Annotated in this window: 11 protein-coding genes and 1 riboswitch; of the genes, 3 read left to right on the forward strand and 8 right to left on the reverse strand. The window is 72.7% G+C overall.

Annotated features, from left to right (window positions below):
- Window positions 1-125: 125 nt before the first annotated feature.
- From Pen02_RS38175 to Pen02_RS38195, 5 genes are all read right to left on the reverse strand, one after another.
- Window positions 126-2,045 (reverse strand): EAL domain-containing protein, encoded by a 1,920-nt coding sequence (locus Pen02_RS38175; protein ID WP_203871073.1) that lies wholly within the window; start codon window positions 2,043-2,045, stop codon window positions 126-128.
- Window positions 2,042-2,623 (reverse strand): RNA polymerase sigma factor, encoded by a 582-nt coding sequence (locus tag Pen02_RS38180; RefSeq protein ID WP_203871074.1) that lies wholly within the window; start codon window positions 2,621-2,623, stop codon window positions 2,042-2,044. Before Pen02_RS38180 ends, Pen02_RS38175 begins: the two co-directional genes overlap by 4 nt.
- A gap of 67 nt (window positions 2,624-2,690) precedes the next feature.
- The gene (locus tag Pen02_RS38185) at window positions 2,691-2,972 is read right to left on the reverse strand and encodes a hypothetical protein (RefSeq protein WP_203871075.1); all 282 of its coding nucleotides are present in this window, start codon (window positions 2,970-2,972) and stop codon (window positions 2,691-2,693) included.
- A 237-nt stretch (window positions 2,973-3,209) separates the two neighbouring features.
- Entirely contained in the window at window positions 3,210-3,719 is a 510-nt protein-coding gene (locus Pen02_RS38190; RefSeq protein ID WP_203871076.1) for a DUF6328 family protein, read from the reverse strand.
- 247 nt (window positions 3,720-3,966) lie between these two features.
- Window positions 3,967-4,716, reverse strand: a complete 750-nt coding sequence (locus Pen02_RS38195; RefSeq protein WP_203871077.1) for a sugar isomerase domain-containing protein — start codon at window positions 4,714-4,716, stop codon at window positions 3,967-3,969.
- A 131-nt stretch (window positions 4,717-4,847) separates the two neighbouring features.
- Window positions 4,848-4,955, forward strand: a riboswitch (TPP riboswitch).
- 75 nt (window positions 4,956-5,030) lie between these two features.
- Here Pen02_RS38195 and Pen02_RS38200 point away from each other — a divergent pair.
- Genes Pen02_RS38200 through Pen02_RS38210 form a run of 3 tightly spaced genes read left to right on the forward strand, consistent with a single transcriptional unit; the run spans window position 5,031 to window position 7,919 of the window.
- Window positions 5,031-5,624 (forward strand): ECF transporter S component, encoded by a 594-nt coding sequence (locus Pen02_RS38200; RefSeq protein ID WP_203871078.1) that lies wholly within the window; start codon window positions 5,031-5,033, stop codon window positions 5,622-5,624.
- Between the two features lie 25 nt (window positions 5,625-5,649).
- Window positions 5,650-7,122, forward strand: a complete 1,473-nt coding sequence (locus tag Pen02_RS38205; RefSeq protein ID WP_203871079.1) for an ABC transporter ATP-binding protein — start codon at window positions 5,650-5,652, stop codon at window positions 7,120-7,122.
- Window positions 7,119-7,919: an energy-coupling factor transporter transmembrane component T family protein gene (locus Pen02_RS38210; protein WP_203871080.1), complete on the forward strand. Its 801-nt coding sequence runs from the start codon at window positions 7,119-7,121 to the stop codon at window positions 7,917-7,919. The genes Pen02_RS38205 and Pen02_RS38210 overlap by 4 nt, the downstream gene beginning before the upstream one ends.
- 200 nt (window positions 7,920-8,119) lie before the next feature.
- On the opposite strand, the gene Pen02_RS38215 is transcribed toward Pen02_RS38210, so the two are convergent.
- From Pen02_RS38215 to Pen02_RS38225, 3 genes are all read right to left on the reverse strand, one after another.
- The gene (locus tag Pen02_RS38215) at window positions 8,120-10,162 is read right to left on the reverse strand and encodes a serine/threonine-protein kinase (protein ID WP_203871081.1); all 2,043 of its coding nucleotides are present in this window, start codon (window positions 10,160-10,162) and stop codon (window positions 8,120-8,122) included.
- 242 nt (window positions 10,163-10,404) lie between these two features.
- A complete protein-coding gene (locus Pen02_RS38220; RefSeq protein ID WP_203871082.1) occupies window positions 10,405-10,692 on the reverse strand; it encodes a hypothetical protein in 288 nt (95 codons plus the stop codon).
- Window positions 10,693-11,072: 380 nt separating this feature from the next.
- Complete coding sequence (locus tag Pen02_RS38225) at window positions 11,073-11,885, reverse strand: isoprenyl transferase (protein ID WP_203871083.1); 813 nt, start codon at window positions 11,883-11,885, stop codon at window positions 11,073-11,075.
- Between the last annotated feature and the right edge of the window lie 6 nt (window positions 11,886-11,891).

The following is an 11,891-nucleotide window of genomic DNA, read 5'->3' on the forward strand; positions in this document are numbered from 1 at the left end:
CTTAATGACGGTTCTGGCCCCCGGGAGGTTGCATGGCCCGCCGGCCGGCTCGGCACCGGATGGCCCGCCGGCCGGCTCGGCACCGGGCTGTCCCGGAGCGTGCCGAGCGGCCGGCGGGCCCCGTGCTAGCCGGTGGCGGCCCGCAGCTCGCGCTCCGGATCGGGTTCGACCTCGGCCGGCGCCGGCACCGTCCGTGGCGAGCCGGTCACCGGCTTGGGCTTGCCCACCAGGTACCCCTGGGCGAAGTCCACCCCGTAGTCGCGGAGCAGATCCATCGTGGCCTCGTCCTCCACATGCTCGGCTGCGGTACGGATGCCCAGCGCACGGCACATCTCGACAATCGAGCGCACGATGCCCCGGTTGGCCACCGAATGCCGGATACCGGTGATGAACTCGCCGCCCACCTTCACCAGGTCCACCGGGAAGTAGGTGAGGAAGGCGAACGGCACGTGCCCGGACCCGAAGTCGTCGAGCGCGAGCTGGCAGCCGAGCTGACGAATCCCGTACGCGAAGTTGTGCGCCTCGGTCAGGTTGCCGATCCGTGCCGTCTCGGTGATCTCGAAGGTGAGCTGGCCCGGGTCGACGTCGTACCGCTGGAGCTGCTGCTGCACCCGCTCCAGCAGGTGCGGGTCGCCGAGCGAGCGCCCGGAGAGGTTCACCTGGTAGTGCGAGGTACGCGAACCCTGGGCGATCAGCTCGATGGTGCGGTCGATCACCCACCGGTCGATCGTCAGGATCTCGTCCACCCGCTCCGCGTCACCGAGCAGGGTCGACGCGGAATGCGCCTGCCCGCCGTCGTTCACCAGCCGGAGCAGGATCTCCTGCCGGGTGATCTGGTTGAGCCGCAGGTCCAGGATCGGCTGGGTGTAGAGGGTGAACCGGTTCTCCGCCACCGTCGCCCGGATCCGGCTCCGGCACAGTTCCCGGCGCTCGTCCTCGGCCGCCGGCTGGTCCAGGGCGACCCGGGAGACCCCGGTCGCCCGGGCCCGGCGCCAGGCCGTCTCCGCGTCCACGATCAGGTCGGCGCCACGGCTGCCGTCCCGCCCCTGGTAGCGGACCAGTCCGCCCCAGGCGTCCACCAGCCGGGTCCGGCCCAGCACGAAGGACTGGGACCGGATACCGTCGATGATCGACTCGGCGAGCGCGGTGGCGGAACTCAGCGTGGTCCGCTGCATCAGCACACCGAACTCGTTCGGGCCGGTCAGCCCGCAGACGTCGGATCGGCGGGCGACCCGGCGTACGACCTGGGCGACCGCCAGCGCCAGCCGGTCCTGCTCGTCGGTGCCGTCGCCGGGCTCGGTGTCGTCGAGACCGGTCCCGGGGCCGACCGCCGGGCCGACCGGCTCGACGGCCACCACCAGCAGCACACCCGGGCCACCCCGCTGGGCGGTGTCGATCTCGTCGGCGAACCGGGCACGGTGGAACAGCCCGGTGACCGGATCCCGGCCGGCCAGTTCCGCCTGCACCGTCTCGCGGCGGCGGGCCAGCCGCTCCTGCTCCTGCCGGGCGAGTTCGAGTTCGGTGATGTCCCGGGCGGTGGCGATGATGCCGTGCGGCCGGTTCTCTCCGTCGACGACGTATTCCAGATAGCAGTGCACGTACCGGGTGATCCGGTCCGGGCGGACCACCCGACAGGTGGTCTCCCGGACGGTCCGGTCCCGCCAGACCGACTCGACCACCTGACGGAACTTGCCGAGGTCGTCGGGGTGGATCAGCCGGGACAGCGCCGGGATCGACGGGCGGAGGCTGGGCGGACAGCCGACGATCAGTGCCATCTCGTCCGACCAGGTCAGTTGCCCGCTGGCCCGGAGCCAGCTCACGGTGCCGAGCTTCGCCAACTGGGCCGCCCGGGTGATCCGGGCCGCCTCGTCGGTCTCCGAGGTCAGCGGATCGCGTACCTCGACGTCGCCGGTCAGGTCGCGGCCCTCCGAGACCGCCCGCTGGTACTCCTCCTGCACCCGGCGGGTGGCCCGGCGGGCTCGGGCCCGTTCCAACTCGCTCAGCGTCCGGTCCGAGGCCAACGACAGGATGTCGTCAAGGTTCATCCCCGATCCCTCCCGGAAGGCGTCTCGAAGCCCGCCTGCTGGGCGAGTTCCTTCAACCGGCGCCGCGCCTCCTGCCGGTACGTCCGCACCGTGTTGTACGCGATGCCGAGGATGCCGGCGATCTCGTGGTCGGACCAGCCGTCCAGGGCCAGCACGAAGACCTCGGCCTGCCGGGGTGGCAGCCGTGGCAGCCAGCCCCGGAGCAGTTCCCTGGCCTCGGCCGGGTCGGCCGGCTCGGCGAGCCGCTCCGGCGGTACCTCTTCCAGGCCGACCACGGTGTCCTGCCGGCTGCGCCGGTGCAGCACCAGCAGCTTGTAGCGCGCGGTCTTGTACATCCAGGCCAACGGCTTCTCGTAGTCCCGGATCTGCTCCCACTTGTCCCGGGCGGTGATGAACGCCTCCTGTACGGCGTCCTCCACCAGCCCCCGGTCGGCACACTGGGCGAGCAGGAAGCGTTCGACCAGCACGAAGTTCCGCTGACAGAACGCCTCGAAGCTCTGCTCGGAGTCGACCTGTCCCCGGTCCCCCAACCGGGCGGCCGACTCGGCCCGCACCACCGCGTTGTCCCCACTTCTCATGCCGGCACTCCGCTTCGCTCGGCGCCGCCACGAGCCACATCCGCACCGAGCCGATCGATCTGCTCGCTCATGCCGCCTCGCCCCCGTCTGTTCGACGGAGACCCCGCAACTCGACGACCCGGTGACCGTCGCGGTCCCGCTCGTCGATCCGTACGTCGGCGGAGCGCCCGCCGACCAGCCGGATCAGGCCCATGGTCCGGGCCTGCGTCCGCGCCGACCACTCCCGTTCCGACTGCACCCGGCTGCGGTGCCGCAGAACGCCCCGAACCAGCAGCCCCAACCCCCCGATAAGGCCCACCAGCACTGCCACCGAGCTCCCGGTCGGCAGTCCCCCCAGAACCTCGCTCATCCTCGCCTCTCGCGGTCCGTAGTTGTCCCTTCCGGGTATAACTCTCCGTCAAGGACCTCTGTGTAGGGGGCGACCCGCCAGGGCGAAGATGGCAATGATCAAAAAATCGGCGGCTAGCTGGTGTGTTTCCTCCGATCAGCCACAGTAGACAAGCCGATCAAACGAAGATGTCTACTGTGCCGTATGCGTTGCGCAGAGTAATCATTGTCGCGGGTCTGACAGATCTGTTGCGTACGCTCAGTCGATCGCGTCCGGTCGGCGGGTGGCCGGCTCGTCGTCATCGTCCTCGTCGGGCTCGGCCCAGTTCCGGCGCATGAACGGCAGCGCGGCCCAGAAGGTCAGGAACCAGGCGGCGGTGACTCCACTGAGGACGAACGCCACCGGTCGGGGCAGGAGGAAGTCGGTGATCAGCAGTACCGAGCTGACCATCGCGATCAGCATGAAGGCCAGCCCACCGGTCGCCATGCTGTGCGCGAACCGGACCAGTTCCGGCTTGCGCCCCTGCCGGAAGAGCGCCCTATGGAAGGCGACCGGCGAGATGATCAGAGCGGTGGCCGCGGCGGCGGCCAGCAGCGCGACGACGTAGGTGTCCTTCTGGAAGGTGGTGGCCTTCGGGAAGCCGGCACTGAACGGCAGGGTGAGCAGGAAGGCGAACAGGATCTGCACCCCGGTCTGCGCCACCCGCAGTTCCTGCAACAGGTCGGCGAAGTTCCGTTGCCAACGCTGCTTTTCCGTCTCGACGGCCACCTGGGCCACCTCCCGTTCCGGTCGAAGTTCGGAGCAGTGTGCCCGGACCGGACGTACGTGAAACACGAGCGCGGTTCGACAACGGACGCGGGGGCGGCGCGGGAGGAAACCGGTACACGCCGCCCGGAAGACCCTCGGCGCGGACGGGCTCGGCGGCGACCTGCTGGTGGTGGATGGTGGGAAGACGGGTCACCCGCCCAGCGGAAGAACCGGCGGCGCGGACCGGCGGAGAGAACGGTCGCCCGGCTCAGCCGCCCCGGCGGATCCGGCCGGCGTACCGGGCCTCCAGGGTGTTGTTGTGCTCGTCGCTGTTCGGGATGTTGGCCGACAGGTAGACCGGCGGCGTCTCGCCCGCCTCGACCAGCCGACGGACCACCTCCACCACGACCTGCTGGGCGAGCAGCGCGGCGGTGATCGACGACACCGCGCCGACCGCCCCGCCACCGGGCAGCGGAAGCGTCGCGTCGCCGTACGGGGCGCCGTTGTCCAGTACCACGTCGGCGAGGTCGGCCAGCTTGCGCCCGGACGGGTGCCGGGAGGCGACCCCGGCCGAGTGCTCCCGGGAGGTGATCGCGATCAGCCCGTGCCCCCGCTCCTTGACCAGCGAGGCGAACTCGACGATCGTGCCGTTCACCCCGGAGTTGGAGGCGATCACGAAGACGTCCCGGGGGTCGACCGGGGTCAGCTCGTAGAGCCGGCGGGCCACCGTCGGGTCCCGCTCCAGGGTCGGCCCGAGGATGTCGACCGGCTCGCCACCGCGCAGTACGAGATCGCGCAGCGCGACCCGGTTGGTCGGCACCAGCCCGCCGGCCCGCCCGGCGATCTCCATCGCCAACGCCTCCGAGTGGCCGGTGCCGAACGCCTGCACCACTCCCCCGGCCCGCAACGCGTCGGTGACCAGGTCGGCCGCCCGGCGTACGCCGTCCCGCGCACCGGCCGCCACCCGCCCGATCGTCCCGGTCACCACGTCGAGATAGCCCTCGGGGCTGAGAGTCACGGTCACAGGTCCCTTCGGGAAGTTGATCTGGACTTTCCACCCTATCCGCCGACAGGGTGGGCACCACCACATCCGCCGGTCTCACCGCTGTCGGCGCAGCCCGATCCGGTGTACGGTCTGCGGAACAACAGCACATCCGACAGGGGAGCGCACAGCGCTGAGAGTGCGGGTGACACACCCGCAGACCCTCGAACCTGATCTGGGTAATGCCAGCGCAGGGAGTTCGGTCGAGTCTCCAGCCGCGCCGCAGTCCGGGCCGTCCCGGGTTGCGGCGTGCGTCTTACCTGGTTCGCTACGCGACTGGGAGGCAAGCCATGGGTTCGTCCAGCACCGCCAACAGATGGCGCACCGTCGACATCGTCGTCGCGTCGGTCATCGCCGTCGCGTTCGGAGTCATCTTCTGGGCCTGGAACCTGGTGTGGAGCGCCACCGAGGGCGCCTTCACCTTCTTCCCGCCGGCCCAGGCGGTCATCTACGGCATCTGGCTGGTGCCCGGCGTGCTCGGCGGCCTGGTGATCCGCAAGCCCGGTGCGGCGCTGTACTGCGAATTCCTCGCCGCCTTCGTCTCGGTGCTGCTGGGCAGCCAGTGGGGCACCGTCGCGATCCTCCAGGGAGTCGCCCAGGGGGTCGGGGCCGAGGCGGCGTTCCTCGCCGTCCGCTACCGCTCGTTCAAGCTGCCGGTGGCGGTCGGCTCCGGCCTGCTGGCCGGTCTCGCCGCCGCGGTCTTCGACCAGATCCGCTACTACTCCGAGTACGACTTCGACTCGTTCCGGCTGCCGGTCTTCCTGTTCACCGTGCTCAGCTCGGCGATCGTGGCGGGTGCCGGCGGCTGGGCGCTCACCCGGGCGCTGGCCCAGACCGGTGCGCTGGACCGGTTCCCGGCCGGCCGCGAGCGTACCGCCGTCTAGTCAACGCCGACCGGGTGGTGCTGCGGTGAGCGAGGTACGGCTGCGCGGTTTCGGCTGGCGGCACGCCGGCCGGCGGGCGTGGGCGGTCCGCGACGTCGACCTGCGGATCGGGCACGGCGAGCGGGTACTCCTGCTCGGCGCCTCCGGTGCCGGCAAGAGCACGCTGCTGGCGGCGCTGGCCGGGCTGCTCGCCGAGGACTCCGGCGAGCAGGAGGGCACCGTCGAGATCGACGGGCTCGATCCACGGAAGGCCCGGGAACGGGTCGGCATCGTCTTCCAGGACCCGGAGACACAGCTCGTGATGGCCCGGGCCGGGGACGACGTGGCGTTCGGACTGGAGAACCGGGGCGTACCGGCGGCGGAGATCTGGCCCCGGGTCACCGAGGCGCTGCACCGGGTCGGCTTCCCGTACCCGCTCGACCGGTCCACGGCCGCACTCTCCGGCGGCGAGCAGCAGCGACTTGCCCTGGCCGGGGTACTGGCGCTCCGGCCCGGCCTGCTGCTGCTCGACGAGCCGACCGCCAACCTGGACCCGGCCGGCGCGACGCTGGTCCGGGACGCCGTCCGGGCGGCGGTGGACGACGACACCACGCTGATCCTGGTCGAGCACCGGGTGACCGAGGCGCTGCCGCTGATCGACCGGGTGGTGGTGCTCGAACCGGGCGGCGGGGTACGCGCCGACGGCCCTCCGGCGGAGGTCTTCGCGCTGCACGGGACGTCGCTGGCCGACGCCGGGGTCTGGGTGCCGGGGCCGCCGCCGGCACCGCGCCGGGCCGCCACCGGTCCCGGCGACCTGCTGCTCACCGCCGACCGGCTCGGCCTGCCACCCCGGCTGGTAGGCACCGACCTGCGGGTACGCGCCGGCGAGACGCTCGCCGTGCTCGGCCCGAACGGTGTCGGCAAGTCCACCCTGGCGCTGCTGCTCGGCGGGCTGCTCAAGCCCGGCACCGGCCGGGTGTCGGCCTCGCCGGCACTGGGCGGCGAGCACGCTCGCACCGCACCGCACCGGTGGCGGGCGCCGGTACTGGCCGGCCGGATCGGCTCGGTCTTCCAGGATCCGGAGCACCAGTTCGTCCGGAGCACCGTCTTCGAGGAGTTGGCCCTCGGGCCGCGCCGGCTCGGTCAGCCGGAGGCGGCAGTCCGGTCGGTGGTGGACGAACTGCTGGTACGGCTCCGGCTGGACCGGTTGGCGGCGGCCAACCCGTACACCCTGTCGGGCGGTCAGGCGCGGCGGCTGAGCGTCGCGACGGCGCTGGCCACCGCACCCCGGCTGCTGATACTGGACGAGCCGACCTTCGGCCAGGACCGACGTACCTGGATCGAACTCGTCGACCTGCTCGCCGGGCTGCGCGACGGCGGGCACGGCATCGTCACCGTCACCCACGACGCCGACTTCGTCAGCGTGCTGGCCGACCGGACGGTCCGGCTCGGCGCCGAGCCGACGGCACCGGACGGCACCGGGTCGGCCGGGGTCGGGTCGGGGTGGGGGCACAGATGATCCCGTACCAGCCGATCGCCGCCCCGGACGCCCTGCTGGCCCGGCGCAACCCGGTGGCCAAGGTCGCCGCCGCGCTGGTCGTCTCCGTCGCGCTGATCGCCACCGTGGACCCGGTGGCCCCGGCGGTGGCGATCGGCTTCGAACTCGCCGTGGTGCCGCTCTTCGGAGTCCGGTACGCGGCACTGGCCCGGCGGGCCTGGCCGCTGCTCCTCAGCGCCCTCGGCATCCTCTGCACCCTGGTGCTCTTCGCCGCCGAGCGCACCGGCAGCCTGCTCTGGCAGGCCGGGCCGGTCGAGGTCACCACCGGGGTACTGGTCACCGCGCTGGGCATGTCGCTGCGGGTGATCGCGGTGGCACTGCCCGGCGTACTGGTCTTCGCCACCACCGACCCGACGGACCTGACGGACGCGCTGGTGCAGAACGTCAAGGCTCCGCCCCGGTTCGCGATCGGGGCGCTGGCCGCGTTCCGCCTGGTGCCGCTGCTGGCGCTGGAGTGGCGGATGCTGAGCCTGGCGCGGCGGGCCCGGGGCGTCGACGCGGGACGCAATCCGCTGGCCCGGCTGCGGCTGTTCGGCTCGACCGCGTTCGCGCTGCTGGTCGGGGCGATCCGCCGGGGTACCCGGTTGGCCACCGCGATGGACGCCCGAGGCTTCGACTCCGGCTCGCCGCGTACGTCGGCACGTCGGCAGCGGTTCACCGGCGCCGACGCCGCCCTGGTCGCCGGGGCGGCGACGCTGGCCGCCGGAGCGCTCGCCGTCAGCGTCGCGCTGGGCACCTTCCGCCCGCTGGTCGGCTGACCCGGCCGACCTCGCCCGAGCCGGGTCGGGCCCGGTCAGCTCGATCCGGGTCGGACGAGGTCAGCTCGATCCGGGTCGGACGAGGTCAGGTCGATCCGGGTCGGACGAGGTCAGGTCGATCGGGGCCGGACGAGGTCAGCTCGGTCCGGCGTGCCGGGCGGGCCAGGGCCGGGCCGGCACCAACCCGGCCAGCCTCACAGTCAGCGCAGCGTGGCGATCTCGATGTCGCTGAACGAGACCCGGTAGGAGGGTTCCCGGTTCGGGTTGGTGGTCGGCTCGGAGAAGATTCCCAGCACCACCCGACCGGCCTGCGGCGCATCGTCCCGGGCCGAGCCGATCCGCCGGCCGTCCTGGTAGAAGCGCAGCGTCTCGCCCTGGGCGACGATGCCGACCCGGATCCGCCCGTTCGGCTTGCGGTCGGCGGAGAACGGGAACTTCCCGGTCTGGACGGCCCCGTCGAGCCCGTGCCGCATCAATCGGTAGCCGTCGGCGCAGACCCGCAGCACGTGACCGCCCTGGGCGTCGGTGAACCGGAACCAGATCCCGGCACAACTGATCGGCTCGACCAGGGTCACCTCGACGTCCACCCGTACGTCGGCCCAGGTGTTCTGCGGTCCCGGGCACCGGTACGGGCCGTCGCTCCGCTTCGTCACCACCAGTCCGTCGTCGAACCCGCAACTGACCCGGTGCTGCTCGTCCGTCCTCGGCAACCACACGTCGTCCTTGCTCAGCGGGTCGGTCAACACCACCCGGCCGGCCGGAGGCGTTTCGCCGGGCGGGCTCGGTTCGCTCGGCGCGGAACTTCCCGGCACCGGCCCGGTCGGGCCACCTATGGTCGCGCCCGGTCCGGCGTTGGCGAGCGGGTCGGGCGAGCGGCCGGTGGCCGCGCCGCGATCCTGCCCCGGCGGCAGCATTCCGGTGGCGAATCCCACGCTGACCGCCGCGCCGAGCAGTCCGACGAGCGCGAACAGCGCACTGGCGAGCGCCACTCCCCTGCCGCCCCGCCGCCCCGGTCCGGACGGTGCGACCGGGTGTCCGGCCTGCGCCACCGGGTGTCCGGGCGGGAGCGCGGACGCTCCGGCCGGTGCCGGGGACGCCGCCGCGGCCGGTACCACCGCTCCGCCCGGGGCCTGCGGCGGGACCACGCCGGCCGCTCCGGGCGCGACCGGCACCGCCGAGTCCCGCACGACCAGGCCGAACGGGTTGGCGGCGTAGCGGCCCGGGTCGCCGCCCAAGTCCGTCGTACCCGAGTCCGTCGTCGCGCCGGAAGCCGCTCCGGTCGTCGGCCGTCCGGCGAGCGCGGTCTCGGCGAGCGGGCGCTGGTCGGTGGCGGCCTGGGCCTGCTCGGCGGCGGCCAGCAGATCCGGTTGCCCGACCAGCGTCGCGGCGACCTGGCCCACCCGGTCCGGCCCGCCGGCCAGCAGCCGGTCCAGCAGGTCACGCGTAGTCGGGCGACGCTGCGGATCCTTGGCGAGCGCGAGTTCGACCAGTTCGCGCAGGGGTCCGGTCAGCCCGTCGAGATCGGGCTCCTCGGTCATGATCCGTACGGCGGTGCCGGCCGGCGTCTCGGCCGCGAACGGGGTACGCCCGGTGCCCGCGTAGGCCACCACCGCACCCCAGGCGAAGACGTCCGCCGCCGGGGTGAGCACGCCCTTGGTCACCGACTCGAACCGCTCCGGCGCCATGTACGCCACCGTGCCGATCACCTGGTCGGTACGGGTACCGGCGCCGGTGCCGTGCATCGCGCGGGCGATGCCGAAGTCGATCACCTTCGGGCTGCCCGGCGGCAGCAGCACGTTGCTCGGCTTGAGGTCGCGGTGGATCACCCCGGCGCCGTGGATCGCGGTCAGCGCGGTCGCCATCCCGACCGCCAGCCCGTACAGGTTGCCCGGGGTCAGCGGGCCCCGGTCGGCGACCACAGTGGACAGGCTGGGACCGTCGACGTACTCGACGACGAGGTACGGCGGGTCGTGGTCGGGGTCGGCGTCGAGCACCTCGGCGGTGCAGAACGGCGGCACCTGCCGGGCCCGTTTCACCTCGCCCCGGAAGCGTCGCCGGAACTCGGCGTCGTGCGCCAGGTCGGGGCGGATCACCTTCACCGCGACGCTGCGACCGTCGGCCAGCCGCGCCAGGTAGACGGTCCCCATCCCGCCCTCGCCCAGCCGTCCGACCAGCTCACACGGACCGAGCTGGCGCGGATCGGTGGGCCGGAGCGGTTGCGCCCCGGCAGCCTTGCCCGTCATCCCGACCCCCCACCGGCCTGCGGTCCCACCCGTCCCGTTCCCGCAAGTCGAGTAAGTATCACATTGGACCCCCTGCCCCGACAGGCTGGGAGTGACTCCGGTCGACGGTTCCGGCTACGCCGCCCCGGCGGGAGCGGCCGGCTGTGGGTGGTTCCGGTCGGCGGTTTTCCCGGCCCGGGCAGGGGAAGCGCCCGTTCGGGACCGGTCGATGTCCGGTCCCGAACGGGCGGCGGTATCGCCGGTCAGCTACGCCGGAAGGCGTACCGCCGGGCGGCGCCGGCGCCCCGGCCCCGGCCGACGCCGAGCGGTCCGGCGCCGTTGCGGTTCACCGGACCGGCCTTCGGGGCCGCCGGCCGGGCGGCCTCCGGGGTGCGGTCGTCAGCCGGCAGCACCACCGGCGCGGCGAGTTCGACGGTCTCGCCGTCCGGCCGGCCGAGCCGGGCGGTGGCCCCGGTGCCGAGCGCGCCGGCTCCGGTCGACTTGGCCGCAGTGGTCCTGGCGGCACTCCTGGACTTTCGTTTGGCAGGCATACGGTGGTCGTCTCCTCCTGGTCGGGACCGGCGCCGCTCGCGTCTACGCAGGACCGGTTCGTCCGGCTGGAGTCCGTCGACGGCGGCAGCGCGCGGGATGGGGATTCCCGGGAGCCCGTGAAAGCCGGAGGTGCGTCGGCCGGCGACGAGTCGTCGGAAGAGGACGAGGTCGCCGGGGAAGACGGAACAACGGTACGGACGCCCGGAGCGCTCGAACCCGCGCCGCACGAGGGCAGGCGGGTCGGCTCGGATGAAGGGGTCTCAGTACCGCATGGAACGGAGACTACCCGGGCCGCCGTACCGCCGCACCCGTATTTCCGGTGCGACGCGACGGCGGCTCTCCGGGTGTCCGGCCGGTACCGGCCGACGGGCGGGGTACCTCAGCCGTGGGCCGGCGGCGGTGCGACCGGGTTGGGCAGGGCTCCGCCGAACCGGCGGTCCCGCTGCGCGTACAGCTCGCAGGCGTACCAGAGGTGGCGGCGGTCGAAGTCCGGCCAGAGGGTGTCCAGGTAGACCAGCTCGGCGTACGCGCTCTGCCAGAGCAGGAAGTTGGAGATGCGCTGCTCGCCGGAGGGGCGGAGGAACATGTCGACGGGCGGCACCTCGGGGTGGTAGAGGTACCGGGAGATCATCTTCTCGTTGACCTTGCCCGGGTCCACCTTGCCGGCGGCGACGTCCCGGGCGATCGCGGCGGCAGCGTCGGCGATCTCGGCCTGCCCGCCGTAGTTGACGCAGAACTGGAGGGTCAGCGTCGAGTTGCCCCGGGACATCTCCTCGGCCGTCTGCAACTCGGAGATCACGCTCTTCCAGAGCCGGCCGGTCCGCCCCGACCAGACCACCCGGACCCCGAGATCCACCAACTGGTTGCGGCGGCGTCGGATGACCTCCCGGTTGAAGCCCATCAGGAAGCGCACCTCGTCCGGCGAGCGCCGCCAGTTCTCCGTCGAGAAGGCGTACGCGGACAGGTAGGGGATGCCCAGCTCGATCGCGCCCTCGATGGTGTCGAAGAGCGAGTATTCACCCTGCTCGTGACCCTTGGTCCGGGGCAGTCCGCGCTCCTTGGCCCACCGCCCGTTGCCGTCCATCACCACCGCCACGTGCTTCGGCAGCGCCTCGGTCGGCAGCGCCGGAGGCCGGGCCCCGGACGGGTGCGGGGTCGGCGCCACCGGCTCCCGACGGTCTCGGCTGGTCATCGCTCG

Source organism: Plantactinospora endophytica (genome assembly GCF_016862915.1).
Classification (GTDB): domain Bacteria; phylum Actinomycetota; class Actinomycetes; order Mycobacteriales; family Micromonosporaceae; genus Plantactinospora; species Plantactinospora endophytica.